Source organism: Methylophilus sp. QUAN (genome assembly GCF_015354445.1).
Classification (GTDB): domain Bacteria; phylum Pseudomonadota; class Gammaproteobacteria; order Burkholderiales; family Methylophilaceae; genus Methylophilus.
Map to the genome: position 1 here is coordinate 117,277 of NZ_JADKYT010000002.1, position 26,591 is coordinate 143,867.

24 protein-coding genes are annotated in these 26,591 nt (G+C 49.4%); 11 read left to right on the forward strand and 13 right to left on the reverse strand.

Features of this window, described 5'->3' with window-relative positions; translation table 11 throughout:
* Window positions 1-2 precede the first annotated feature (2 nt).
* The 11 genes from INP79_RS09275 (at window position 3) to INP79_RS09325 (ending at window position 14,871) form a co-directional block, all read left to right on the forward strand.
* Window positions 3-677, forward strand: a complete 675-nt coding sequence (locus INP79_RS09275) for a hypothetical protein (RefSeq protein WP_194754014.1) — start codon at window positions 3-5, stop codon at window positions 675-677.
* 193 nt (window positions 678-870) lie between these two features.
* On the forward strand, window positions 871-2,061 hold the full coding sequence (locus INP79_RS09280; protein ID WP_194754015.1) for an ammonium transporter: 1,191 nt from the start codon (window positions 871-873) through the stop codon (window positions 2,059-2,061).
* Between the two features lie 518 nt (window positions 2,062-2,579).
* Window positions 2,580-3,011, forward strand: a complete 432-nt coding sequence (locus INP79_RS09285) for a hypothetical protein (RefSeq protein ID WP_194754016.1) — start codon at window positions 2,580-2,582, stop codon at window positions 3,009-3,011.
* Window positions 3,012-3,163: 152 nt separating this feature from the next.
* Window positions 3,164-5,860: a TonB-dependent siderophore receptor gene (locus tag INP79_RS09290; RefSeq protein WP_194754017.1), complete on the forward strand. Its 2,697-nt coding sequence runs from the start codon at window positions 3,164-3,166 to the stop codon at window positions 5,858-5,860.
* Window positions 5,861-5,920: 60 nt separating this feature from the next.
* Window positions 5,921-7,144 carry an LLM class flavin-dependent oxidoreductase gene (locus tag INP79_RS09295; RefSeq protein ID WP_194754018.1) on the forward strand — a complete coding sequence of 408 codons (1,224 nt, stop codon included), beginning with the start codon at window positions 5,921-5,923 and terminating at the stop codon, window positions 7,142-7,144.
* On the forward strand, window positions 7,144-8,742 hold the full coding sequence (locus INP79_RS09300) for an ABC transporter substrate-binding protein (protein ID WP_194754019.1): 1,599 nt from the start codon (window positions 7,144-7,146) through the stop codon (window positions 8,740-8,742). Before INP79_RS09295 ends, INP79_RS09300 begins: the two co-directional genes overlap by 1 nt.
* An 8-nt stretch (window positions 8,743-8,750) precedes the next feature.
* Window positions 8,751-9,857: an ABC transporter permease gene (locus INP79_RS09305; RefSeq protein WP_194754020.1), complete on the forward strand. Its 1,107-nt coding sequence runs from the start codon at window positions 8,751-8,753 to the stop codon at window positions 9,855-9,857.
* A 35-nt stretch (window positions 9,858-9,892) separates the two neighbouring features.
* Window positions 9,893-10,744, forward strand: a complete 852-nt coding sequence (locus INP79_RS09310; RefSeq protein WP_194754021.1) for an ABC transporter permease — start codon at window positions 9,893-9,895, stop codon at window positions 10,742-10,744.
* Window positions 10,737-12,554, forward strand: coding sequence for an ABC transporter ATP-binding protein (locus INP79_RS09315; protein WP_194754022.1), 1,818 nt, complete (start codon window positions 10,737-10,739; stop codon window positions 12,552-12,554). The genes INP79_RS09310 and INP79_RS09315 overlap by 8 nt, the downstream gene beginning before the upstream one ends.
* A 33-nt stretch (window positions 12,555-12,587) precedes the next feature.
* A complete protein-coding gene (locus tag INP79_RS09320; protein WP_194754023.1) occupies window positions 12,588-13,682 on the forward strand; it encodes an LLM class flavin-dependent oxidoreductase in 1,095 nt (364 codons plus the stop codon).
* 28 nt (window positions 13,683-13,710) lie between these two features.
* Window positions 13,711-14,871, forward strand: coding sequence for an LLM class flavin-dependent oxidoreductase (locus INP79_RS09325; protein WP_194754024.1), 1,161 nt, complete (start codon window positions 13,711-13,713; stop codon window positions 14,869-14,871).
* Between the two features lie 185 nt (window positions 14,872-15,056).
* Here the strand turns inward: INP79_RS09325 and INP79_RS09330 are convergent, their stop codons facing one another.
* From INP79_RS09330 to INP79_RS09390, 13 genes are all read right to left on the reverse strand, one after another.
* Window positions 15,057-15,767, reverse strand: a complete 711-nt coding sequence (locus INP79_RS09330) for a tetratricopeptide repeat protein (protein ID WP_194754025.1) — start codon at window positions 15,765-15,767, stop codon at window positions 15,057-15,059.
* Between the two features lie 20 nt (window positions 15,768-15,787).
* The gene (locus tag INP79_RS09335) at window positions 15,788-16,720 is read right to left on the reverse strand and encodes a type II secretion system F family protein (RefSeq protein WP_194754026.1); all 933 of its coding nucleotides are present in this window, start codon (window positions 16,718-16,720) and stop codon (window positions 15,788-15,790) included.
* 13 nt (window positions 16,721-16,733) lie between these two features.
* Window positions 16,734-17,714 carry a type II secretion system F family protein gene (locus INP79_RS09340; RefSeq protein WP_228519845.1) on the reverse strand — a complete coding sequence of 327 codons (981 nt, stop codon included), beginning with the start codon at window positions 17,712-17,714 and terminating at the stop codon, window positions 16,734-16,736.
* 3 nt (window positions 17,715-17,717) lie between these two features.
* On the reverse strand, window positions 17,718-19,076 hold the full coding sequence (locus tag INP79_RS09345; RefSeq protein WP_194754027.1) for a CpaF family protein: 1,359 nt from the start codon (window positions 19,074-19,076) through the stop codon (window positions 17,718-17,720).
* A 14-nt stretch (window positions 19,077-19,090) separates the two neighbouring features.
* The gene (locus tag INP79_RS09350) at window positions 19,091-20,245 is read right to left on the reverse strand and encodes an AAA family ATPase (RefSeq protein WP_194754028.1); all 1,155 of its coding nucleotides are present in this window, start codon (window positions 20,243-20,245) and stop codon (window positions 19,091-19,093) included.
* An 8-nt stretch (window positions 20,246-20,253) separates the two neighbouring features.
* Complete coding sequence (locus tag INP79_RS09355) at window positions 20,254-20,667, reverse strand: TadE/TadG family type IV pilus assembly protein (protein WP_194754029.1); 414 nt, start codon at window positions 20,665-20,667, stop codon at window positions 20,254-20,256.
* On the reverse strand, window positions 20,664-21,155 hold the full coding sequence (locus INP79_RS09360) for a TadE/TadG family type IV pilus assembly protein (protein ID WP_194754030.1): 492 nt from the start codon (window positions 21,153-21,155) through the stop codon (window positions 20,664-20,666). The genes INP79_RS09355 and INP79_RS09360 overlap by 4 nt, the downstream gene beginning before the upstream one ends.
* A gap of 21 nt (window positions 21,156-21,176) precedes the next feature.
* Window positions 21,177-22,370 (reverse strand): pilus assembly protein TadG-related protein, encoded by a 1,194-nt coding sequence (locus INP79_RS09365; RefSeq protein ID WP_194754031.1) that lies wholly within the window; start codon window positions 22,368-22,370, stop codon window positions 21,177-21,179.
* 43 nt (window positions 22,371-22,413) lie between these two features.
* Window positions 22,414-22,713 carry a hypothetical protein gene (locus tag INP79_RS09370; RefSeq protein WP_228519846.1) on the reverse strand — a complete coding sequence of 100 codons (300 nt, stop codon included), beginning with the start codon at window positions 22,711-22,713 and terminating at the stop codon, window positions 22,414-22,416.
* Window positions 22,714-22,722: 9 nt separating this feature from the next.
* Window positions 22,723-24,363, reverse strand: a complete 1,641-nt coding sequence (locus tag INP79_RS09375; protein WP_194754032.1) for a type II and III secretion system protein family protein — start codon at window positions 24,361-24,363, stop codon at window positions 22,723-22,725.
* Between the two features lie 67 nt (window positions 24,364-24,430).
* Window positions 24,431-25,270, reverse strand: a complete 840-nt coding sequence (cpaB, locus tag INP79_RS09380; RefSeq protein WP_194754033.1) for a Flp pilus assembly protein CpaB — start codon at window positions 25,268-25,270, stop codon at window positions 24,431-24,433.
* Window positions 25,271-25,324: 54 nt separating this feature from the next.
* A complete protein-coding gene (locus INP79_RS09385; protein ID WP_194754034.1) occupies window positions 25,325-25,861 on the reverse strand; it encodes a prepilin peptidase in 537 nt (178 codons plus the stop codon).
* 83 nt (window positions 25,862-25,944) lie between these two features.
* A complete protein-coding gene (locus INP79_RS09390; RefSeq protein WP_194754035.1) occupies window positions 25,945-26,109 on the reverse strand; it encodes a Flp family type IVb pilin in 165 nt (54 codons plus the stop codon).
* Window positions 26,110-26,591: the final 482 nt, after the last annotated feature.

The window sequence follows — 26,591 nt, forward strand, 5'->3', positions numbered from 1 at the left end:
TTATGAGTTCAAGTCGCGAAGCAGACGCTATTCAAGCTTATTATAATTTATTGCATGGTAAGGGGGCGGATGACGCCATTATGGCGCAGCGCGATGCCTTGCTGGCAGAGTTAAGCCCCCTACTGGCAGACCTGGAGTGTACCAGCACCGCTTACCGCCAGGCGGTTGACGATTGCCTGGCCGATAAACCGGCACCACGCTGGCCTGAGTTGCTCACCATTATCCGCGAGTTCTACCCGTTTTGGCGTGGCGATGTCAAAGCTGTCATGCAGTATGCAGACACGGTTGGTTTTGAGTTGCACCCCATCAGTTGGCAACCGGCCGTCATCGACTTGCAGTCCGTCTGGCCAGCCTTGCAGTCTGAGAAGTTTGAAACCTCAGAGCTATGGGCGCTCAACGGTTATGTCAAAGCGCTTAAGTCCATGGAGCATAAGCAGGAGATGGACATTGAGCTGCGCACACGCATGGCAAAACTGATGTTACTGCGTTTGCGTGAAGCACCGATGACAGAGAAAAATGCTTTCCGCATCACCGCCGATGCGACCTTACCTTTATTTAACCTCAAAAATACCCGCCACCTGTTTTTAAACGCCGTGCGTGAGTTTTACTATTTTTGGGCAGCGCATCCTGATGCAGTGGAAATGCTCAAACAACTGCAACCACCTGAAATTATGTAAAAATGCACTTAAAATGTGCAATGCACTTTAGTGTGTTCGTTTTTGGTGCATTTTGGCGATAGCCTAAAATGCACTTCCTTTAAAATCAACCACATATAAATGGTCTGATATTTGCTTTCCCCATGCGCATAAAAAATAAGGCGTGCCTGCAAGGCAAACGCCCATGTATATAAAACGATAGTTGGAGAGCGAAATGGAAGCATTAGTGTCAGCGAATGACGTCTTGTTTGTATTGCTGGGAGCCATCATGGTGCTGGCAATGCATGCCGGGTTTGCCTTTTTGGAAGTCGGCACCGTGCGTCAAAAAAATCAGGTCAATGCCCTGGTCAAAATCATGGTGGATTTTTGTGTGTCTACCATTGCCTATTTTTTCATTGGTTACAGCATTGCCTATGGCATCAACTTTTTTAGCGGCGCGGATGTCCTCGCAGCGAAAAGTGGCTACGACCTGGTGAAATTCTTTTTCCTGCTCACATTTGCGGCTGCGATTCCGGCCATCGTGTCCGGCGGCATTGCCGAGCGTGCCAAATTTAACCCGCAAATGGCCGCAACCTTCCTGATTGTCGGGTTTGTTTACCCGTTTTTTGAAGGCATTGCCTGGAATAACCATTTCGGTTTTCAAGACTGGCTGAAAGCCAGCTTTGGCGCAGGTTTTCATGACTTCGCGGGTTCTGTGGTGGTGCATGCCATGGGTGGCTGGATTGCATTGGCCGCTGTCATCCTGCTGGGTGCACGTAATGGCCGCTATACCAAGGATGGCCGCCTGCATGCCTATCCGCCTTCGAATATTCCTTTCCTCGCTTTAGGCGCCTGGATACTCACGGTCGGCTGGTTTGGCTTTAACGTCATGTCTGCACAATCGATTCAAAATATCTCCGGCCTGGTGGCGGTTAATTCCCTCATGGCGCTGGTAGGCGGCACGTTGGCGGCGCTGGTGCTGGGTAAAAATGACCCGGGTTTTGTACACAACGGCCCATTAGCCGGCCTGGTTGCGGTGTGCGCGGGCTCAGACGTGATGCACCCGCTAGGCGCACTAGTCACTGGTGCAGTGGCAGGCAGCCTGTTTGTGTGGGCATTCACGGTGACCCAAAGCCGCCTCAAAATCGATGACGTATTAGGTGTCTGGCCATTGCACGGCTTGTGCGGCGCCTGGGGCGGCATTGCAGCGGGTATTTTTGGCTGCAGCGCACTGGGCGGTATGGGCGGCGTGAGCTTTGTCAGCCAATTGATAGGCACATTGACCGGTGTAGTGATTGCCGTGATAGGCGGAACCGTCGTGTATGGCTTGTTGAAAAAGCTGGTCGGTATTCGGCTTGACGCTGAGTCTGAGTTTGATGGTGCTGATTTAAGTATTCATAAAATTCCGTCTGTGTCTGGTGATTAGCTACATAGTGTGATGACGTATATCGCTCAGTTCTTGAGAGATTGATTAAAAAGGCCCTGAACCAACGTTTAGGGCCTTTTTGCTTTTGGCATTTGCTTTAAGTATTTGTGCGAACTCAGTCTTCTATTGCCATGCGTGCTGCGATGTATTTTGCAGCACTGCTTCATACCAGTCACCTGTGAAGTGGTGATTGCATAGCAACATTCCCGCTTCCGCAACACACCTTGATTTTAGATAAAACAAGGACTGTTGCGGTTGTCTGGCATATATATTGCGAATTAGTCACTTGTAAATGAATGATTTTGCCGGGGTGGATCGGGCCTTTATGGGCCATAAAGCATCCATGCGCCAACTTGCTATTCATTCACATCAAAAGTAATGAAATTTCAGAATGTTTTAACTGTTAATTTACAAACAGTATGTTTGTACTGAGACAAAAAAATGCGCATGAATAAACATTGCTTTTTTTAAAAGAAATTCAATTGCAAATCAAAACTAAAGAATAAAGCGCAGGTGACATGGTGGATGACCAAGAATACGAAAAACTCAAAATAACGGCTTACCAAATTATAAAAGAGTCAAAAAATGTAGATCAAATTAAGCAGGCTTTAGCGTTTATCTTGCCTACAGCGCATCAAATGGATATCGATGAGACAGCCAAGGTATTGGGCTTTTCTAATAATTGGGTATCGCAGTTGCGCTCCAGGTTTTTACATGGGAAACCCTTGAAACATGCGTCTCGAGGGGGGAGGCACCATGTGGTGATGAGTGCTGAGCAAGAAATTCAGTTTGTCGCACAGTTTAGAGAAAAATATCAATTAAACAATGAGATAGATGCGAAGGTATTAAAGGAGGAACTTGAGAAGTACCTGGCAAAAAAGATTTCAACATCGTATGTGTATACCTTTATACGACGCCATAAAAGTCTGTTGAAGGCGAACAAAAATTAATCATGTTTTTAGCCGCGCCTGGAGACATTCTTTTTGATTTGTAATTTGCTTTAAAAAATGTCTGGCACGTGAATTGCCATCTCCCTTATCAAAATTAAGGCAATTGGAAAAATTGCAATCGTCAGTTTTATAAAACGTAATAAGGGAAGAGCATGTCAGTTAAGAAGAGGCGTTCAATCGCATTCAAGCAGTTAATTACCGGTGCAACCATTTTTAATTTTATCGCCACAACCAGTACATTTGCCGAGGTGCAGGACACAGCAGAAACCAATATTAATGAAGCCGCCAGTCAGCAGCCAGTAGCGTTAAACAGCGAAGGCATTGACGAGGACACGGCGAGTGCAGAATCAGATAGCGAGTTAGGCGCGGTTGTTGTGAAGCGCAAGCGGCTAAAAACCGTTTTACCCACAAGACCGAGCTCGTCAGTCTACGGCACTGAAACAACAGTATTAGATACTACACGCTCAGTCTCTCAGATTTCAGCAGAGCAACTGGAACGAGATCCGATCAAAACCGCGGATGATATGGTGAAGTATGCACCAGGAATCACCAGGAACGGCGGCCAGAATGTGTCGATTGCGCCGTTAATCCGTGGCCAGAACTCAGAAATATTCCAGGATGGCCAACGTACTTACAATGTGCGTCATCCGTTCAACCTGAATGCATTTGAGTCCGTCGATATTGTGGCTGGTCCGCCTTCACAAGTGTTTGGGCCGAGTTCACGTAGTGGCGGTTATGCCAACTACATCAGCAAGAAACCGGACTTTGACAAGCAGCGTAGCCAAATCAACGTGCAACTCGGCACCTTGATTCCGAGTGGTGATTCATATTTTTCGGGACGGGTTACCTATGACACCACCGGCCCGATCAATGACAAGGTGGCTTACCGCGTCAGTATTACGCCGCAACGGTCGAATGATTATTACAAGAATGTCAGCAATGACTTTAATGCCGTCTACGGTGCCCTGGCTTTCAAACCAACTGATAATGTGCGTATTGACTGGAACGCCAGTTACGATGACTACTATGATTTTAACGTCACGCATGGCTGGAACCGGGCGACCCAAGAGTTAATTGATAGTGGCAAGTATTACGCTGGCCGTGCCACACCTATTATCAGCAAGGTTGTTGGTGGGGTGACGCAATATTACTCACCTGTTTACGCCAATGGCAGTTATAACTCACAAGTCATCGGCTGGCAGCAACGTACACGAAATGCGCAAGGCCAGTTTATCGCCGGAGCAACCGTTGCCGCGCCGTTCACGACGCCAGGACAGGCAGGCACCGTACGCGGCTGGGTATATGATCCAACGCTTGCTGGTAATGGCCTCACCTCAGTCTCCAGAAATGACTTCTCAAACCCGAATGATGAAAACACCGCCAAACGTGGTACCTCACAATTAAAGATAGCGGTAGACCTCAATCCGAACTGGTCTATTGTCAATAGTAGTTTCTTTCAATACTCAAAAGACACGACCAATTCCATCGGGAGTTTCCTGGCGCAATTTGAAGACAAGATTTTTGATAACCGTTTTGAGTTGCGTGGAAAAACCAATTTCAACTTGTTTGGTTTGGACATTCAGGACAATAGCAATACCGGCTTTGCGATTCGTCACGAGCGCTTTAAAACACTGGCTGCCAATAACAGCTTCACGGTGGCTCCCTATGATTTAACGGCGCCGCTATCGCTTAAAACGCCTGCCGGTTTATATGGCTTGCCGGTGACTGGTGATTCTGGCTCATGGATTGGTACGGCAGGTGTGCCTCAACTGTCTAGCTATTTTGGCTATTTGAACTTGCCAAGAATGTATCCGGCTGGTGATGGTTTGTATGCCGAAGTAGGGGGCTCTCCTGCCAGTGGTGGTGCGGTGTATACCGGTGAAGGCAGTTGGACCAGCAGCTCCTTTTTTACACAGCAAAATATCGCCATTAATCAACGGGTCGGATTTAACTTGGGCTTAAACACTACCCATATTAATGCCAAGATCAAGAACCCGCTGGTGGTCGCTGCCGGTCAGGAGCGCAGTGATGAGCAAAACTTCTGGCTGCCTAGCGTGCAAGCTTCGGCTTATTTCAAGCCGCTGGAGAACACCACCATTTATTACACCTATGATCACTCCTATGCATTAAATACCGGTGGTTTTGCCGATGTGCTTACATGGGCGCCTTCTGGCAACACCTTGAATCCATTGGCTTTCCACAGCTTAAGTGAGCTGCGTGAAGTTGGGATTAAGTCTGAGCCTATCCCCAACAGACTGTTCATCTCATTGGCTGGCTATCGTCAGACACGTGACCTGAGTCCGGACACCACAGGCAAAATGACTTACCTGGAAGTGAAAGGGCTGGAATCTGCTATACGCTTCCAAGCGACAGATCGCTTAAGCTCGGGTGCAAACCTATCAACGATTAATGCCAAATATAGCAATATTTCGTACCCTTCAGGCTTCTTCTCGCCAGTCGGGTTTGTGGCTGACAATGCAACCGTGTTTGCAGATGGCAACTCGCTGACCAGGGCGGCGGCGCCAGGCTCCATCACTGCGCCTGCCATTCCCAAATACTCTGTGAATGCATTTCTGGATTATCGCCTGCCTTCTGGCTTGGGCGCTGAGCTTGCAGGCTGGTGGACCAGTAGCTGGTATACCAATATTGCACGTACCGTCAAAGTGCCGAATGAATACAACCTGAATCTGACGGTGTATTACCGCCAGCCTAAATGGGATGGTTCTATCAGGTTCTTGAATATCACTAATCAAAAGAATTATGTCACTGGCTTAACTGGCGGCACCTCCGAGTTTATTACCCCAACAGCCCCCTTCGCGATTCAGGCGACTTATGCATACCGTTTTTAAGGTTGCGCCAAGGTCAATATGGATTGTGAATGATTTATTAGCTAAGTAAGAGGAATACAAATGGCAGTCAAAATTTTATGGTATCTCACCGCTCCTGATGGTCCCGTGCCATGGGAGGCAGATGGGCGCTGGAACACCGGGTTCGAGCACTTGCAACAGTTGGCAAGCACCATTGATAAATTAGGGTTTTACGGGGCATTGCTTGCCACCGGGCAAGATGAGGTGCATACCTTAACCGCCTCTATGCTGGCGACCACCAAGCGCATGAAATTTGTCGCTGCCGTGCATCCTGGCCTGATCGCCCCTGCCAAGCTGGCCCAAATCGCACAGACTATAGACCGCTTCTCCGGCGGACGCCTGATTTACAACGTGATTAATGGCAACGACGGTGTGCTGCCCTCTCTGGGATTTCATATCAAACATGATGAACGCTACTTGTTTAGCTATGAGTACTGGGATGCTTTCAGCAAAGTGTATGCGGGCGATAGTAGTGGCTATGACGGCAAATATATCAAGATTGCGCCCAAGCCATCGCCGCTGGTGACGCCTAACCGCGGCCAGCTCACCCAGCACTTGCCTAGTATTCCGTTGTGGGGAGCGGGTACCTCCGCACCTGGCGTGGAGCAAGCGGCCAAGTTGCTGGATGTATACCTCAGCTTTGCCGACAAACCGCCTGCATTATGCGAGAAGTTTAAAAGGGTGGGCGCAGAAGCAGAGAAATTGGGCCGAAAACTCACTTTTGGCACACGGTTGCAAATTATCGTACGCGAAACCGAAGAAGAGGCCTGGGAGTATGCGCAATATTTAGTTGACCGCACCTCAGTGCAGTACGCTAAGGATTGCATTATCAGGCAACTGCCGCCGGGCGAAACTTTTGAAACCTTCAAGAGTGACAATCCTCAGGTACAAAAAAATATTGAGGCGGTCAGAGCAGGGTATCTGCCCAAAGCCAAAGATTACGAAATCTATCCCAATGTGTGGACTGGGCCTGCCTTGCATGGCTTTAACATCGTTGCGCCACTATCGGGTACGACGCTGGTCGGCAGCGCAAAGAATGTGGCGGCCAGGATTAAAGAGTTTGAGGCAAATGGCACCCACGCCTTCATTTTGTCCGGCTGGCCATTAATTGAAGAGGCCCATCGCGTGGCCGATTTGCTGTTCCCGCTTCTGGACCTGGATCATGGTTTTGAAGTGCCGGTGTTATCACCGGTGCGTAAAGAAAACTATCCATTGCGAGGCGTACGTCCGGAAGATGTTCATGTGAATCAGCAGGAGGCCGCGTAATGAGCAGCGAATTATCAAGAAGAGGCTTTCTCATCAGAGGCGCTGCCATTGGCGGTAGTTTGCTCTTGGGTGGAGGTTTGCTATCTGGATGCAGAGATGAGCAGGCATCTACCGCTCAAGGCGTCTCTACGCAATCAAGTACACCAAAATATGGTGGCAGGCTACGCATGGGCATTATTGATGGCAGTAAGGCAGGGGATTTGGATGCGCATAAGCCTACCACTGCCAGTGCCATCATTCGTGGTTTTGCGTTGTACAGCAAACTGTGGGAATGGAGCGAGCACATGACGCCAGACCTGGCGTTAGCTGAGGAAGTTGAAGTCAATGATGATGCGACATTGTGGACTATTCGTCTTAAAAAAGACCTGGAGTTTCATAATGGTAAAACCATTACCGCAGACGATCTGATTTTCTCAACCCGTCGGCTGTCCGACCCTGAACTGGCGTCGCCTTACTTAGGCTACGTGAAGTGGATTGATAGGGATAACTTAGTCAAACTGGATGATCGTACCGTACAAATCCCGATTAGAGGTGGTACGGGATTACTCTCTTTACCAGATGCCTGGGTGAACTTTGGCGGCATTGTGCCAGTGGATTATCACCCAGTGACCAATCCCGTGGGAGCAGGACCGTTTAAGCTCAAAGAGTTTGTGCCTGGACAACGCTCTGTTTTTACCCGCTTCGCTAATTTCTACAAGTCTGGTCAGCCTTATCCAGATGAATTGGAGATTATTGATTTTAAAGATGAGTATGCACGTATTTCCGCGCTATTAAGCGGTCAGATTGATATGGCAAACGGCGTTGCGCCTGAGCAAGTCACTGCGCTCAATCGCAACCAAAATATCCAGGTCATTACCAATCAGACGCATGGTTTCCAATCGATAGATTTAAACCTGAGTGTGGAGCCTTTTAAAGATGACCGTGTAAGGCAGGCTTTCAGGTTAATGATTGATCGGCAAGAGGTGATTGATCGTGCGTTGGCAGGTCAGGGCAGAGTCGCTAATGATATTTACTCGCCTTTGGATCCCACTTTTAACAGCGCGATCCCACAACGGCCATATGACCCTGAGCAGGCGAGATCACTCATTAAGCAGGCGGGCTATGAAGGGTTGACCGTGGAGCTCACCGTAGGGCCTGGACTTTCTGCTGTGGCCGGTGGTTCGCCAGTAGCGCAAGTGTTTGCCGCTCAAGCGAAAAAAGCTGGCGTGAATATTAAAATCAACCAGGTGGATGCGGCGACATTTGGTGGCCCTAAACGTGCAGATTGGCAATTGAGCTGCAATAGCAAACTGGGTGGTAGCTTTTTACATACAGCATCTACCGTGGACAGCTTTCTTTCCAGTGCCAATAAAACACATTTTGCAGATGAGCGGTTCGACACCTTGTTCAGGCAGGCGATTTCTACCAAAGACCTTGAGAAGCGTACGCCTTTGGTCCATGAGGCACAGCAGATCCAGCATGACAAAGGTGGCTTAATCATATGGTCCTTTGTGAATACGCTGGACCTGGCTTCTCAATCTGTTGGCGGCCTGAAGCCCGAGCGTTCACATTTCCCAACCTGGCGTTTTGACAAGTTATGGCTCAATCAATCGGTGTAAATCAAGCTATGCAAAATCTAGAGCTCAAAGATTTCTCATCTGTGACGCCTGAACAGATCTCGTTGCCTGCAACTGCTGGCCCTATCGACCGAGGACTGGCAGAGGTGACAGAACACAGCAGCCCGTTGCCCAGTCATGTGCGCAAAAAGGGGATCATTTCTACCAATTTGTTAAAGTGGATAGCTAAACGTACGCTTTCAAGCATTCTTGGTTTGTTTGTCATTTCAATGCTGGTGTTTGTCGCCACCCAAGCACTGCCTTCCGACCCGGCACGCGTTATTCTGGGGCCGGAGGCTTCTGAAGAAGCAACTCAAATATTGCGTCATCAATTAGGGCTTGACCAGTCATTGGTGACGCAATATCTCCACTGGATAAAACCGGCTCTAGTGGGAGACTTTGGCATTTCAATCGACTCTAAGATGCCGGTGGTAAATCTCATTGCAGGTAAAGTAAAAAATACACTGATTTTATTGGGCTTGACACTGTTGGTATTAATCCCTGCGGCGTTCACCATCGGTATTTATCTCGCTTTGCATAAAGATGCGTTATTGGATCGCCTGGCAATTTCGTTTCTGATTTTTGTGAAAGCGGTGCCCAGTTTTGCCATCGCTTATGGCCTGGTGATGTTGCTTTCAACCTTGGTGTTTAATATTTTTCCAGCGGTTTCCCTGATTCAAGCGAACCAGTCTGTCTGGAGCCAGTTGCAGTTTATGGTACTGCCCATGCTCACCCTGGTGTTATCAAGCCTGCCTTACCTGGTGCGCCTGATCCGGGGCTCTTTAATTGAGGTGCTGCAGTCAGACTTTATTATTTCCGCCCATTTAAGAGGCTTGAGTCGCACGCAAATCATCTGGAAATATGCCATTCCCAATGCAGTGATTCCTGCCATACAGGCGATTGCCTTAATTTCCAGTGTCCTCCTCGGCGGGGCATTGGTAGTGGAGGTCGTATTTGCTTATCCAGGGATAGGCAGCGCCTTAAATGCCGCTGTGGATATTCGGGATATCCCAGTTATCCAGGCTGTGGTGGTGTTTTTGGCTTCGGGAGTGATGGTGATCAATCTGCTGGCGGATGTGGTGACCGTGTTATTAACACCCAAGCTCAGAACTGCCTGAATTTCTGTTAACCAGATAGGTTGAAACATCACATCATGCACGCAATCAAACAGTTTTTTTACTCAAATAACAGCCAGATCAATGTCGGCTTGCTGCTGACGTCCTTGATCTTGCTTTTGGCAATATTGGGACCATGGCTAGCACCCTATGCCGCCCAGGAAATGGTGGATGCCAGATATAGCTTGCCACAAGCAGGGATCGCTTTAGGCACTGATTATCTCGGACAGGACGTATTTTCCAGGGTATTGCATGGCGGCATCTCTATCGTTTGGATGTCGATAGCCTCTGCATTGCTAGGCCTTGTGCTAGGAGTGGTTTTGGGCCTGGTGGCTGGCTTTTTTAAGGGGAGAGTTGATCAAGTCATTATTTGGACAGCTGATATTTTCCTGGCATTCCCGCATCTTATTTTGGTATTGCTTGTTGTCTCGATGTTAGGCCGGGATAAATGGTTGATTGCAATTACCGTAGCGATTGCTTTTGTACCTGGTGTCATTCGTTTAACCAGGGGATTGGCACTGTCTATCTCAAAACATGAGTACATTGAAGTGGCGGAGATGATGGGCTATCCCCATCACCAAATCCTGTTGCGTGAAATCCTGCCTAACATTCTAACGCCGCTATTGATTCATCTGGGCACCATGCTGTCATGGTCGGTGGCCTTACTCTCGGGGCTGAGTTTTTTAGGCTATGGCGTGGCGCCACCCGAGGCTGACTGGGGATTGATGGTTAATGAGAACAAAGGTGGATTACAGATCCAACCCTTCTCCATTCTTGTTCCGATTTTATTAATTGCACTCTTTGCCTTGGGCACTAACTTACTTGCTGAGGGCTTCGGAAGGAAGTTTTCCAGAATCAATGAATCCACTGAGGTCAGTGAGCATGCTTAATCAATTACATGTGCAGCCGCAGGCAAGCCTGGCGCTTGAGGTCAAAAACCTGGACGTCAGTTTGAACGATGGTACAGCGATTGTTTCCGATATCAGTTTCACTGTATTGGCAGGGCAAATACTCGCGTTGGTTGGCGAGTCAGGTTCAGGAAAAACAACCATTGCAACTGCCTTGCTGGCGCATACGCGTCATGGCGCCAGAATTGTGCATGGCGAAGTCAATGTTGCAGGATTGAATGTCCTAAGACTGGATCAGGAGGCGTTACGCCAGGTGAGGGGAAAGCAGGTCAGTTATGTCCCGCAGAATCCGTCCACGGCCTTAAATCCACTGATCACTATCAGGTCCCATTTGGCGGATGTGCTGAGGTCGCACGAGCCTGGCTTGGATGTAGCCCAGCAACAGGCGAGTATCGTCAACGCTTTAAAAGAGGTAGAGCTTCCGCATGAGGATGCGTTTCTGCACCGCTATCCGCACCAGCTTTCTGGGGGGCAGCAGCAGCGGGTGTTGCTAGCACTCTCCTTTATCACTCGCCCCAGTGTGATCGTCCTGGATGAGCCAACCACGGCGTTGGATGTGACGACTCAGGCCAAAGTATTGTTGACGGTTAAAAAATTATGCCAACACTATGGCGTTGCTGCGGTGTATGTATCGCATGACTTAGCCGTAGTGAAAAAAATCGCCGACCATGTGATTGTTTTATATGGTGGCCGCATTGCTGAAAAAGCCAGTGCGACTGCACTGTTTTCGCGGCCGCTTCATCCTTATAGCCAAGGTTTAATCAACGCCATTCCTGATATTCATTTACATACGATTCCTGTGCCCATCATAGGCAATGCGCCTTCTTTGCAATCCAGGGGGGCAGGTTGTGTGTTTGAGCCCCGGTGCAAACGGGCCAAATTAGAGTGCAAAACCAGTATGCCAGCATTAGAGCCGCTGAGTGCGCGTGAGGATCATGCAGTTGCATGCATCAATCTCCCAGCACACGCACCTCAACTCAAAATCATTCGTTCGACTGGGCCCGCGAGCTCACGTGTCTTAGTCTTGGGCAGTCAACAACCATTATTGGAAGTGAAACATTTATCCGCCAGTTTTGATGGCAAACAGGTATTGAAGGACATTTCATTTCATTTGAAAAAAGGTGAGTGCCTGGCCTTGGTGGGGGAGTCCGGCTCTGGCAAAACGACGATTTCAAGAGCAATTGCGGGGCTCAATGCACAGGCGCTGGGAAGTTTGTATTTCAACGGTCAGGCATTGGCGCTTGCTGCAAGAGGGCGGTCTGCCGCGTTTAGCCATCAAATTCAGTATATTTTCCAGAATCCATACCAGTCACTCAACCCCAGGCAAACGGTGAGGCAGACCCTGTTAAATACCGTCCGCCATTATTTTCCGTCAAAACTTAAAGATAGCCATGAAGTGGTTGCTGCCGCCTTGAAACGTGTCGCGCTTGATCCCCGCATCGCCGACAGCTTCCCCAAGGAGTTATCCGGCGGTGAGCTGCAACGGGTATCGATTGCACGGGCACTGGTATGTGAGCCCAGTTTGCTGATTTGCGACGAAATCACCTCTGCATTGGATGTTTCCGTACAGGCAGCCATTTTAGAGTTAATCAAGTCATTGCAGAGAAATGGGCTGGCGATCATTTTCGTCACCCACAATTTGGGCATTGTGCGTTCGATATCAGATCGTGTGCTGGTCTTGAAACATGGACGCATTGTGGAGTCAGGGGAGGTAGATACGTTGCTTGATCAGCCGCGCCAACCCTACACTAAGGAGTTAATTAACGATTCACCGTCAATCGTTGATATTTAATCATTAAATCAATATGTTGAAAGAGAGCGTGTCATGCCGGTAGAGTTTGTTGGCGGGTTATTTCCCAGAAATCAGTTAGCGCCTGTGGCGGCGAATAGGGGGAAAATTGACCTTGAGTATTTACGCGACCTTGCCAGGGCGCATGAGCAGGCGGATTTTGACCGGGTGCTGATAGCGAATGGTGGTGGCGACCCTATGTTTTTGGCAGCTTACGCGGCTGCACATACCGAAAAACTAGGATTTATGCTGGCACACCGACCTGCATTGGTTGCGCCCACGCTTGCGGCACGAGCGTATGCCACGCTGGATCATACGACAGGTGGCCGAATCCGGTTGCACACAGTCACCGGCCACGCGGCAGAGCCTGAACATGGTGAGAATCTGGTGGATAAGGCGGCCAGATATGAGCGTGCAGGCGAATACCTCGAGATTGTGAAAAAAACCTGGACCTCAGAGCAACCATTTGATTTTGAAGGCAAGTATTTTCAGATTAAAGGCGGCTTTTCGCCGATTAAGCCGGTACAACAACCACATATCCCTCTTTCGCTGGGAGGCTCTTCGGACGGGGCATACCAGGTAGCGGTACAACATACGGATTTATATGCATTGTGGGCTGAACCTCTGGAGGATATTGCGGCACGCATTGGTAAATTGAATGCCTATGCAAAAGAAGCTGGCGTGGTTGCGCCCAGGGTGAGTATGTCGGTACGCCTGATTATTGGCGCGACAGAGGCATTGGCATGGGAAAAAGCCAACCATATTGTCGCTTCATTAAAGCAACATTACCAGCCTAATCCATTCACCAGTGCCCGCGGCAATAGTGGTGGTGCCGAGCGACAGCTTGCTATTGCACAAAAAGGCGATGTGCATGACAAAGCCCTGTTTATGGCCACTTCTACGGCCATTGGTGGCGGTACTGACTCGACCTCACTCGTTGGTACGCCAGAGACGATTATTGAATCCCTCCTGGCCTATTACGATCTTGGTGTGACGACTTTCCTGAACCGTGGTTATGACCCGTTATATGACGCGATTGACTATGGCCGCTACATTATTCCTGCTGTCAGGGAAGAGGTGCGTAAACGGGAAGCCGCCAAACAGGCTGCCACGAAAGTGGTTGGTTTATAGATCAAGTGGACAGGATAGAAAAATAAACATGAGTGATACTTTATATTTCACGCGTTTACCTTTACATGGGGACACGCAATATTTGCCAGGAGATCCGAGAAATCGGGGTGACTGGCATAGAACGCCGGGTGAGGGTACAGGTGCCGTGTCTGAATTTGATGTTGAAGATGATTTTAGCTATATCGATTATTTATCGCAGATTGCGCGTGCAGCCGAAATCAACCGCTTTGATGGTGTGCTGATGGTGAATGCACCCGGCGGTGAGGAGCCGTGGACGGTGTGCTCACTGCTGGCAAGGGAAACGCGGCGATTGAAATTTGTGTCGGCCTTTCAGCCATATCATTTCTCCCCCTGGGCGGCCGTGCAAATGGCTGCCACCTACCAACGTGCCAGCCGCAATAGGTTGGTGTGGAATATTATCAACGGCGGTTCTGAAGTGGTGCAAAAGCAAGTGGGGGATAACATCTCACATGACGATCGTTATGAACGGGCCGATGAGTTTTTGCAAGTAGTGAAAGGCTACTGGAATAACGAATCATTTCATTTTAGCGGTAAGTATTATTCAGCCGATGGTGGTGGCAGAAAGGGCGCGCACAAAAAAGCGGCTTTACCGCTGATCTGCACCGCCGGTTCGTCTATTCCGGCCCGTGAGTTTGGCGCTAAGCATGCAGATTATTATTTGATGCGTGCTGAAACCCCAGCTGAAATTTCTGCCCTGATTGCGGATGTCAAAAATAGAGCCAAACAATATGGCCGCGATAATATCCGTTTCGGGCTATCCATTGATGTGATTGCAAGAGCTACAGAAGAGGAAGCTTTTGCAGAGGCCAGAAGATTTTTTGATGACGGGATTCAAACCAAAGCTGCCAAGTCGGTGGCTGCTCATGCCGGACTGCGCTCAGCAAGGCGTTTGAGTCATGAGTATGACTATTTGAGTGAAGAAGAAAAGCGCTTTGAAGATTTCTTTATTCACCCCAACGTCTGGTCTGGTTTTGGTTACATCGGCATTCCACCTGGTTGCGCGATTGTGGGCAGCTATCAAAACGTAGCGAAACGCATACAGGAATACCAAGACCTGGGTATTTCAATGTTCTTTCTGGCAGGTTATCCGCATCTGGAGGAAACCTACAGATTGGGCGAGCATGTGTTGCCATTATTAAAGCGCAGGCAGCAGGTGACTGAGGATTGAACGACCTGTCTCAGGAGTCTTTTGTTGCCAAGAGTAATCAGTGATGTGCCTGAGTCAACAAACAAGCCTGCCACTTTTGATGGCAGGCTTTTTGTTTGCAGCGTCTTGGGGGCTGCGAGTGATATTTGTGATACCAATCTCAACCTGCTGCAAAACGGAGTACGTTCGCGCTTGGCTACAAGCGATTAGAGCAGCAGCGCCAGCGAGAGTAATTTCAATATCGCACTCAGCGCACCAGTGCCTGGTTTTTTGGCGGGTTGCGCGTCGACGGTGACCACTGCATCCGCTGGTGCATCAGGTGGGCTGGTTTGATATTCCAAGCCATAGATGTATTTACCTTTCTGTTGCAAGGTCGCTGGCGATGTGTGGGATGCGGCAGGCGCTTGTGCCATTACCAGTGGCTCACTTTTACCGGCGGCTACTGACATTTCAAGTAACGCCAGGTTGTTTTTGGCTTTGAGGTACTGACCATCCACGGCGATTGCGTCATGCAGGGCCTTTTCTGCATGGGCATAATCCTGTTTCTGCATATAGGCAAAGCCCAGGTTGTTATAATTTTTGGCGCTGGGTTCAATGCTGACCAGTTGTTCCAGAGCCGCAATGGCTTCGTCGGTGCGATTGTGGCGCATGAGTAGCGCGCTTAAATGTTGCAGGCTGGCAATGTGTTGCGGCTCCATGTGCAACGCTTTTTGATAGGCGACCACCGCCATGTCGATGTTGTTGAGTCGTTCGTAATTCAGGCCTATCTGGTCGTAATCAGCGGCTGAGCTGGCTGAGACTAGTTCGATATTGCTGGTAGGCTTGATTTGGAACGAGGCCTGTTTTTCGTCACGGATCTGGTGGCTGCATCCCAGTGCCAGGAGTGAAGAAAAGATCACTATATAGGTTAAATGCATCGCAGCTTCCTCCTTACATGCTAGGGGCCAAGATGGATCGCGCTGAATATTTCCATGATTGCGGGACCCGCCAGAATAAAAAGCAAGGTTGGCAGCATAAAGAAAGCCACAGGGAACAGTAACTTGACTGGAATCTTTGCCGCTCTCTCTTCTGCGCGTTGCTTTCTTTTCAAACGCAACTCTTCGGAGCTGACCTTGAGTGACTCACTGACACTGGTGCCATAGCGCTCGGCCTGAATAATCATAGAGGCAAAACTATTGATATCCTCAATGCCGACACGCAGGACAAAATGCCTGAGTGCACGCTCACGGCTTTTTCCTGAGCGCACTTCAATCAGAATCAGTTCCATTTCATCGTGCAGGATTTTTGACTTGATTTTGATTTCATGTGACACGCGTGTAAGTGCCTGGTCAAAACTGAGGCCAGCATCCATGCAGATCACCAGCAAATCCAGCGCATCTGGAAACGCGCCAAGAATCTCTTCCTTGCGCTGGCTGATGACAAAATCCAGGTATATTTTTGGTAGCACCAGACCCATGGCGGCCCCTGAGAACAAAATGACGGCCAGGCTGAGCGAGTTGTCACGTGAAAACTGCTCTTTTAACAGCAGGTAAAACAAGAGCGGAATGGCAAAGGTCAGCAGCGTCTTAATGCCGAAGAATAAACTGGGTGCATATTCGCCGCGCCAGCCAGCTTGCAGAAACTGCACTTTAAGGGGTGAGGTTTCCCAACCATCTTTGGGTAAGGTGAGTTTGGCAAACGGCTCGACCAGCTTGACGACTTTAAAGGCGAATTCGTCATCCGCATCTGATTTAAGTTGCGTGCTGTGTTGTGTGGTTTGCAGCGATTTTAGCCTTCGCGCATATTTGTCATGCGAGAACAACGAAAACATAAACATTGCCAGGGCAAAGACGGCAACGAAGACACAGATGTAAACAATGATTTCGTTCATGATAGACCGCCAATCACACTTTGATTTGAATAATCTTGCGCATACATAAACCTGCAAATATCATCAAGACAAAACCGATTTTCAATAATGTCAGCCCCACTTCTGTGCCGAATAGCAGCTTGGCATAATAAGGCGTAATAGCACTCATTAACGGCACAATCATCACCGGCATCAGCCACATGACCCAGGCCGAGGTCCTGCCTTCGGCACTCAGTGTGCTGATGTCGCGCATTAACTGAAAACGGTCACGAATAATCTTGCTCATGGACGTCAGCACATGGGCAAGGTTGCCGCCTGATTCGCGCTGAATCAGGATAGCAATCACAAAAAACTTCAAGTCGGTAATCGGCACGCGCCGACTAAGATTTAACATGGCCTCGCCCAGCGGTACGCCAAGATTGGTCTCCTCAAGGGAGATACGGAATTCCCCGGCCAGTGGTTCGGCGAATTCATCGCTGACAATCTTGAAAGCGCTCTGGAACGAGTGGCCCGCTTTCAGCGAGCGCGCCATGGAGTCGATGGCATCCGGTAGCTGTTGCTCTACCAGTTTCAGGCGTTTGCTGCGCTCGAGATAGATGTGCATTAATGGTAGCAGGCTGGCGCAGGCACCAAATAGCATGCACCATATCCAGTCAAAACCAGACACCAGGCCGATGACAAACCCTGAGACAAAGAACAGGAAAATATAGCGGGTAAATTGCTCGACAGACCATAACTTGCCAGATTGCAGTAACAGGATATCCAACTCCCTGATATCAAAGAACCACCCTATAATTTTTATTAACTGGCTTTGGCTGTCTTGAATGCGGCTACGCAGGATGCTGATTTCATTGCGGTAAACATTGTCGCTGGCAACGCCCTTGAGGCGGCTGGCAAGTTTTCTGGCCTCTGCGCTATGCTTTTCTTTCCATACCAGCAGGATCGCTTCAAAAAACAGAAAACAGGCGAAAAAGCCGAGTACCGCAAATAACATGAGTTGTGTATTGATCTTCATAAGCTACACCTCGTACCTGACTGTCGGGTCAAAATCGGACTCCAGCAGTGCAGCCCCATAGGATTTAAGCCGTTGCATAAACGTCGGGATGACGCCAGTCGCATAAAAGTAGCCCCTGACTTTACCCTGTTCATCGACACCGGTTTGCTTGAAACCATAAATCTCCTGCATGGCAATGGTTTCACCTTCCATGCCGGTGATTTCCTGAATACTGACGATTTTGCGTGTGCCGTCCACCAGGCGGGAGACCTGGATAATCACATTGATGGCGGCGGCGATTTGTTGCCGGGTTGCCAGTAAGGTTAAATTGGCGCCTGCCATGCCTACCATGTTTTCCATCCTGGCCAGGGCATCGCGCGGGCTGTTGGCATGGATGGTGGCAAACGAGCCTTCATGGCCGGTGTTCATTGCCTGCAACATATCCAGTGCTTCGGCACCACGCACTTCGCCCAAAATGATCCGGTCTGGACGCATGCGCAAGGCATTGCGCACCAGCGCGGTTTGCGTCACTTCGCCCTTGTTCTCAATATTGGGTGGCCGGGTTTCCAGCCGCACCACGTGCGGTTGTTGCATGCGTAATTCGGCCGCGTCCTCAATGGTGACGATGCGTTCGTCTTTGGGGATAAAACCAGACACCAGGTTGAGCATGGTGGTTTTGCCGCTACCAGTGCCGCCTGAGATGACGGCATTCATTTTGGATTTTGAGAAGGCGCTGATTAAGTTCGCCATTTGCGGCGTCATGGTTTTGAGTTTGATCAGGTCGTCAGTGAGCAACGGGCTCACCGAAAAACGGCGAATCGACATCACCGGGCCATCCAGCGCCAGCGGCGGGATGATCGCGTTGACCCGTGAGCCGTCGGCCAGGCGGGCATCCACCATCGGGCTGGATTCGTCGACCCGCCTGCCGACCTGGCTGACAATGCGTTCAATGATATTGAGCAAGTGCTGGTTATCCTGGAATTCCACCTGCGTTAATTCCAGCATGCCTTTGCGTTCTATATAGACCTGGTTGTAGCCGTTGACCAGGATATCGGAGATGGCTGGGTCGTTCAGCAGCGGTTCCAGCGGTCCCAGGCCAAACATTTCATATTGAATATCCCTGGCCAGTGAACCTCTTTCAGCCGTGTTGAGGGCAATGCTTTGTTCGTCAACAATGACACTGACCAGCTCGTTGATCTGTTTTTTAATTTGCTCATCCGACAAGGTCGCCAGTTTCTCGAGGTTAATGCGATCGAGAATCTGGGTATGTACCTGCCTTTTCAGCGCGGAGTAGCCGCCACTATCTTGGCCATTTTCGGCCATATGATGATGGTGTGCATTAAAGCTGCTATTGGCGGATTGCAATTTTTCACGAAGAGACATGATGCAGCCTCCGGCTATTTAAAAAGGTTAGAGAAAAATCCGGCAGAGGCCACTTTTTCACCAGTGAATTTTTCAGCCAGTTGTTTAAGTTTTTTTGCCATGTCTGATTTCGGATTCAGTTTGTAAACGGCTTCGCCCTGATTGATGGCGTGGTTCACCAGGGCATACTCGTTGGGTAGTGTGTCGCTGACTTTCAAGCCCAGTGCTTGCTCAAAGTCTGAAATTTTTAACTTGTCATTCTTGTCGTAGCGATTGACCAGGAAATAGATTTTTTCCTTGGCGTAGCCCAGCGAACTGAAAATCCGGTACAGGTAATTGGCATCGCGGATATAGGGCAGCACTAACTGCACCACGGGCAGTATCTGATGGCTCAGGTCCATCGCCTTGACCGTCAATGCATCAATATGGCGGCCCAAATCCAGGATGATCAGGTCGTAATAATTACCCGCTACCTCGATGATTTTTTCCAGGTGTTCAGGTTTGACGTCCGAGGCATGCGCAGGATTATCCGAGGCTGCCAGCACTTTCAGGCGTGGCGTGATTTCAATCAGCGAGGAATCCAGAAACGCATAATCCAGGCGGTGAATCTGCTGGCAAAGCTCGGCCAGTGAAGCCCCGGCTTTTTCATCTGACAAATACATGCAAGCATCGCCAAAATAGGGATTGGCATCAATCAGCAAAATGCGCTTGTGGGTATATTCGGCCATGACATAAGCCAGATTGGTGGCCACAAAAGTTGCGCCGGCACCGCCTTTGCAGGAGATCACGCTGATGACCTTAGTCGAGACGCCACGCGTTGCGCGTGACCTGGCCATATAACGTTCCAGTGCCGCAATCAGGCTTTGCTCTGACAATGGCAGCGCCAACACTTCAGAAAAACCGGCCCGAATCCCTTTGAGCAGCATTTCAGAAGTGACCTCCTCAGATAACAGCATGAACGTCATCTGGCTGTATTGTGTTTTGTAGCGCTCAATCAGGTCAAACTCGGCAACATCCGAGCGGCTGACATCAATCATCAGCACATCTGGCCGTTCGGCGGCAATTTTCTGGTTGGCGCTCACCAGGTTGGTTTGGTAGGCAACACATTCAAAGCCCCGCTGGTAGAGCGTCTGGAAGCCTGACAGGCTTTGAATGACTTGGTTGTTTTCACTTATTATTAGTATTTTCATATCCACACCTAACTACACTTAGCGTTATATTGACTATCCAGGCTTTCTCTGGGGAGCGTGGTGGTAAAACTGGGCATGGTCACATTAAAACCAAACACTGCCGAGGTATAAACGGCCTGGCTCAATGCCACCGTGATGGTTTGGCAATCCGCCACCGTGCATCCGCCCGGCAAATAAGTCACCACCACATTGCTGCTCGTGACAAAGGGCAGGCGGCTGGTGACCTGTGTTTTGATGGCATTGCTATTCTGGGTACAAACCGTGCCTAAACGGGCTGCCGCGCGCGTAGCCTGTGAGGCTGCATCGTAGTAGTGCAACACTTTGCCTAGCTCGACAATCGAAAACAGCAGCAGAAACAGAAATCCCGAGACCAGTACAAACTCGATGGCATAGACCCCTTGTTGTGATTTGCGTGTGTTCATGTCAGTTGATTACAGCTCGTGCTGATTGTATCCAGTTGTGGTTGATAAAACGTGCTGGATATATTGCCCAGCGCCAGTGAGCCTGAAAACAGCTTGGTGATATAAGATAGGCTCATGCTATTGATGCCGACTTTGACCATGGTCACGCTGCCGACCATCACATACTGAATCTGTACCTTGCTGGTGGATAGACCAGAGACAGAGGCGGTCGAACAGCTGCTGAGCGAGCCACAAACAGCCAGGTTTTTGCTTTCAGTCACTGCTGTTTTGTAAGCCAGGACCTCCGGATCTGTGGTGGAGGCACAATTCATCGGCCGCGTATGTCCGGCCAGGTACTTGCTGGCATCGCGTACATTTTTGACCAGCTCGTTATACTGAAACATGGTCTTGGCCAGGTCGACGCCTGCCAGCATGACAATGATCAGAAAAGGCAGCACCACCGCCAACTCGATGGCGGCGATCCCGGAATGTGTTGTGCGTTTGTTCATGATGATTTCACCATTCCGCCATCACTCGACCAAGGCCGCCACCTTGGGCCCCAGCACTGAGCCGCCACCCACCAGGCCGCCTGCCTTGCTGCAAGGCGTGACGGAGGTAGATGCATTGCCCAGATATTCAATATACATATTAAAGTTGACGCTGCTGGTGGTCGGCATCGGATGCAGCAAAAACACGCAAACAAATGATTTGAGCTTCATTGTTGTGCAATCCACCACCGGTGCAATGGCTACCCGCCGGTTAGTGCCATATGCTTTGAGGTCTGTGCTAGTCATATAACCGTATGCATTGCTGATAGTGATGCCCGAAATATCGCTATAAGCGGTATTGTTAGGCACAGCGTTGGGCACAAAGTCGGCCACATAGCGATTGGTCTGGGCTGGGTTGTAGTAGCCTTTGCCGCTCACGTCTGGAAAGTAGCCTGAGGAGGCTTCGTTTTTCTTTTTGATACCAAAGCGGGTATTAAAGTCATCACGCAATGAGGCTTTGTAGCCAGGAGTGCCTATATATTGATTTGTCGATGCCTTCACCGAGCAATCGGTAGACTGTTTGCCACTCAATATATCTGCCAGCTCATTGGCACCGCCACCGCCACTGGTAAAGTCTACCCAGCGGAAATGGCCGGAGAGTGTAGTGTCTTTGTTGCCGTTGTTTGGTGACGCGATGCCAGACAGCCAGTCGCCCGGATTTTTTCCGGCGACATCTGGCTGGCAAATGCCAATCGGAATGGCACAGGCCGTTTGTGAGGGCAGGGTGGTGGCGGTGGCAACCGCAGTCAGTGCCTGGGTGGCATTCACACTACCGCCTATGCGGTTCAATAGCGGCGTAATCCAGTTGCTGATGCCACTACGGCTAATGCTGCAACGTACGTATTTACCATTAACGCCATTGGATGACGTTGGAAAAGTAATCGTCACTTCGCCAGAGGCAATCGCATTTTTCTGGAAATAGGCACGGTTATTTTGCGCCACGGTCAGCCCGGCACCGGAGGCCCTGGTTTGTTCATTGGTCAGGCCATCAAATTGTGCCGCCCCAGCCAGCGCACAGGCATCTGCTGCATTTTGCAGCTCGGATTTAGTCACATACAGTTTGCCTAAATCCGCGCCCAGGCCGCCCATCACCAGCAATAATGGCAAAAACAGCAATACCATCAGCGCAATCGAACCTGACTGCTTAGCTTGTTTGCAATGTCTGGTCATTAACATATCAATCTCCATAGGCAGAAACTGATGCGGATACGCTCCCTGTCTACTGGTTGCCTGTGCCGTTATTCGAACTGGTGCCGCCCACCCCAAAATTAAATACACTGGGTTGAGGGACAGGTTTGGAGAACGACTTCTGGTAACTATTAATCGAGTCACGCGCAGCGCGGCCATCCAGCCCATTGACCGGGTCAGGGTTATTGGCGGCAGCCGGGTGTATGATCTGCGCCTGCAGGGTATTGCGGACGCTTTCACCAAACTCGCGTTCATATCGTGGCATGGTGCTTTGACATGCTGACACACCGACGGCCACTCCCAACAACACATATAGATTTAGCGGTTTCATTTTGGCATCCTATTTAAGATCGTATCCAGTCGCATTGTCTGCGCTTGGTTCATCAGTTTTTTTTGCGGGTTGTTTTTCGTCAGCATTGGTCTTGGCTGGCGTATCTCCGTCCGGTTTACCTTCCAGTTTGCCGCCCAGGAAAAACTCTTTGCGGTTAGGGTCTGTATGGCGGCCGGTAGGCAGGTCAATGTCTGCCGGGTTCACTGGTTTCACCAGGTGCGGTGTGACCACAAATACCAGTTCGGTTTTATCGTTCTGAAAGTCAGAGCTTCTGAATAATGCACCGATGATCGGAATCTCTCCCAGAATCGGGAAAGCCTTGATATTGGCTGTGGTATTGTTTTTGATTAAGCCACCAATGGCGAAGCTTTGTCCGTCAAACAGTTGTACGGTGGTCGAGGCTTTTCTGGTGGTGAAGGCCGGTAAAATGGCGGTGCCACTAAATCCGGTAGCGGTCACGCCTATGCCTTCACGATTGAGCTCTGAGACCTCTGGTGCCACGCGTAGATTGATGCGTCCACCCGCCAGTACAGTAGGAGTGAATTTCACGCCTACACCAAACTCTTTTTCTTCCAGCGTGATGGTGTTGCCCGCGCCGGCATTTTGCGCCACAGGGATGAAAATACGCCCGCCGGCCAGAAAACTGCCTTCCTGGCCGCTAATGGCCATGATGGTTGGCTCAGCCAGCACCTTGATTAAGCCATCGCGTTTTTCGGCATCCAAAGTGAAGTTTTTATTGGCTGACTTGAAGCCACCAATGGAGCCGCCGGTGGCACTGCCCGATGTCGACAGGAAGTTACCTAACAAGGTGTAAGTCCAACTGCCTGAGGTTTTACTCAGGGCAATACTAGCGCCTAGTTTATCCAGCAGCGTTTTCGACACTTCGGCTACTTTCACCTCCAGCATCACCTGTTGCTGGGCTGAGACGGTGAGCATGTTTACAATGCGTGGATTCACAAACTCTTGTAGTAGCGGATTATTCAGCTGCTGCTGTGATTGTTGCTGTTGTTGCATCTGCATCTGCATTTGCATCTGGGTGTTGTCGCCACTGGCGAATACCGGCATGGTTCTTCTTCTGACAAAGGTCTGTGCAATATCAATCACCCGGTTGGCCGTCAATGCATCCTCCACCGAGCCCCAGACGATGAGCGAATCTGCGGCGGCAGTGACCTTGATGTTTTTTTCCTCAGGCAGCAATTCTGATAATGTTTGCAGCAACCCTTCTGCATCCATATTGACGACCACATCGACAAAGGTGCATTTGCCACTCTTGCCTTTGATGATCATATTGGTCGTGCCTATATTCACCCCAAGCAGATAGAGGGTTTTTAATGAGACCAGCTTGGTTTGCAAAATGCCAGGGTCGCCCACACTGCGTGTCGCCAGCGGCTCCGGCAGGCTCATTAAGGTAGACTTGCCCAGCGGCAGGTGCATGGTGGTGGGGTGGGCAATTTCGCCGTCACAGTTGGCATCGCCATTGCCAATGTAATCGTTGGTTTCAATGACTGCCGCTTTGGTTTTCTCGGCCGAAATCAACAAGGAAGGCAACGTGGCAGTGATGAGCGCCGCGGCCAGTAGAGACAACTTCAACGCATATTTTGACTTGTGATCAAATGCGATATGCGTTCTCTTCAATGAGAAGAAATCCATGATCGACCCCCTCTGAAAACCTAAGGTTTTCAATATTGTTTGAGTTATTGTTCACTTACTTTTTGAGTCAAAAACACTCAAGTGACTCAGTCGTCCCTGTTAATACCTTGGTACATTTCTTAGTCACCACTATTGGCGCCGCTGCCGCAACAATCATTTTTTTAGTCTTGGGTTTACTGATCACGGGCATCACCGGCCCTGTATTTTTCGGGACCAAAGATAACAAGGCTTCTTTAGTGATACCCTGGGTAGCAACATCGCCGGGGTCGGCCTGATTGCGTAATACCAGGGAGAGATTGCCGACACTGCGTGCCAGGTCTATCATTTCTGCCTGCTCCGGGGTGACTTCGAGGGTGACGGCATTGACGACTTTGGGTTTGTCGGCATTGGCATTGACGTCATCGCCCACGGCCAGCACGAGGATGTGCTTGAGGACGATCTTGGAAATATTGTCTTCGTCGCCGTTGCGTTCGGCCTGGTTGGTATTGACGATCATGTCAACGTAATTGCCTGGCAGCGCGAAACCAGCCACGCCGACCACTTCGTTGACTTTGACCGTGATGGCGCGCTTGCCTTCGGCAATCACGGCAGATAAGCCGCCTTTAGAGCCCACTGGTGCCAGTTTTGACTCCAGCACAGGCTCGCCATTTTGCAGGCTATATTTGACTACCCGTCCGTCTAGCTTCTCGACCTCGCCAAAGAAGCCCTCGGGTAAACTGGTTTTGGGCCAATCGATGCGTTTCAGCATCCCCACATTGATTTTTTCACCCATATTGAGTGGGCTGACCATCACCACTACTTTTTCAGTTTGCATCGAACGTGTTTGCAACCATTTGGATGCCGCTACGACCGCTCCAATCGCTGCTAACAAGGCAAACAACAACATTGTCATTGCACGCATATTCATTTTTGTTCTCTTTTTCGAAAAAAACTTGCAAATGAAATGGTCGTGAATGCCAGACTACATATACTGTGTGTACACCCCCATCAACGTACCTATCGCAATCGCCAGTGCGTACGGCATTCTGCCTACACTGTTGATGCCATCTGTCTCATCCTCCATACCTAGCTGGATAGGCGTATGGTGTAACCTGAAAAACAGTAGTGCATTCACATTTCTGATGAGTTGCATGCCCCGTTTTTGCATTAACACCACTCCCATCGCCAACACTCCACCAACTAGATAGATACACACCGCAACTGGCATCCATGCCGCCGAACCTACAATGCCACCGACTACCATGGCAAGCTTGATATCGCCTGCTGCCATGCCTTTCAGCAAATAAAGTGGCATAAAGCACATGAACGCTAACCCCACACCTTGTAACCATTGCATCGCGCCTGATGCGCTGGCATTTAATAGCCATAGTCCCAAACCGCTTATCAGGCCAAATACAATCAGTGTGTTATACACTTTGCGAAATCGCAGGTCGGTGTAACAGGCGTAAATCAATACACCGGCCAATAACCATAATTCAAGCACTGCGTAACTTGTCATGTTCAGAAACAAAAAAACCTCTCACCAGTGGGGTAAGAGGTTTTAATGGATATCATAGGCTGAACCCGATACGCTTGCTGAGTCTAGGTGGTGATACTGTTCACAATGGCCTGCAGCTTGGTGGTCAGAGTGGTACCCATCCCAGAAAATACGGCAGCCAGTACACCGACCAGTGCTGCAGCAATAATGACATACTCGATGGCGACGACGCCATCTTCATCCTTCATAAATTTAACGATTGCGCTCATCATCATCTCCCGAAAAGATATTTTTTGTCACATGAAATACAAGATCTATTGCGTATTTCATGATTGTATTTTACGTATTGTTTTTTAGTCGCCAAGTACCCATTTGGGCTATCGTGAAAATAATTACCTGGATAACTATTCACGGAAATACAATGATTACAGTATCGAACTTGCAAAATTAAAAGCAATAGATACCCCACTAAAATACGTGGTATTTAACCAACATTTACTATGTTTGGTGTAAATGTAATTGTGAATGTCATGAAAATATGATAATGATTTTCATTAGCGGGGCGTTAACGTTGACACCTTTCTTCCCTCCCCATCGGACATGTTCAATAAATTGGCATAGATTCAAAATCATTACTGGGTTTTGTGTATTTCAAAAAAGTTAGCTGAGCGAGAGGTTGGATACAGGTAAATGGCAAATGTATGCTGCCGGGGAATTGAATCTGTCGGCTGAGTCAAATAAATCAGACGGG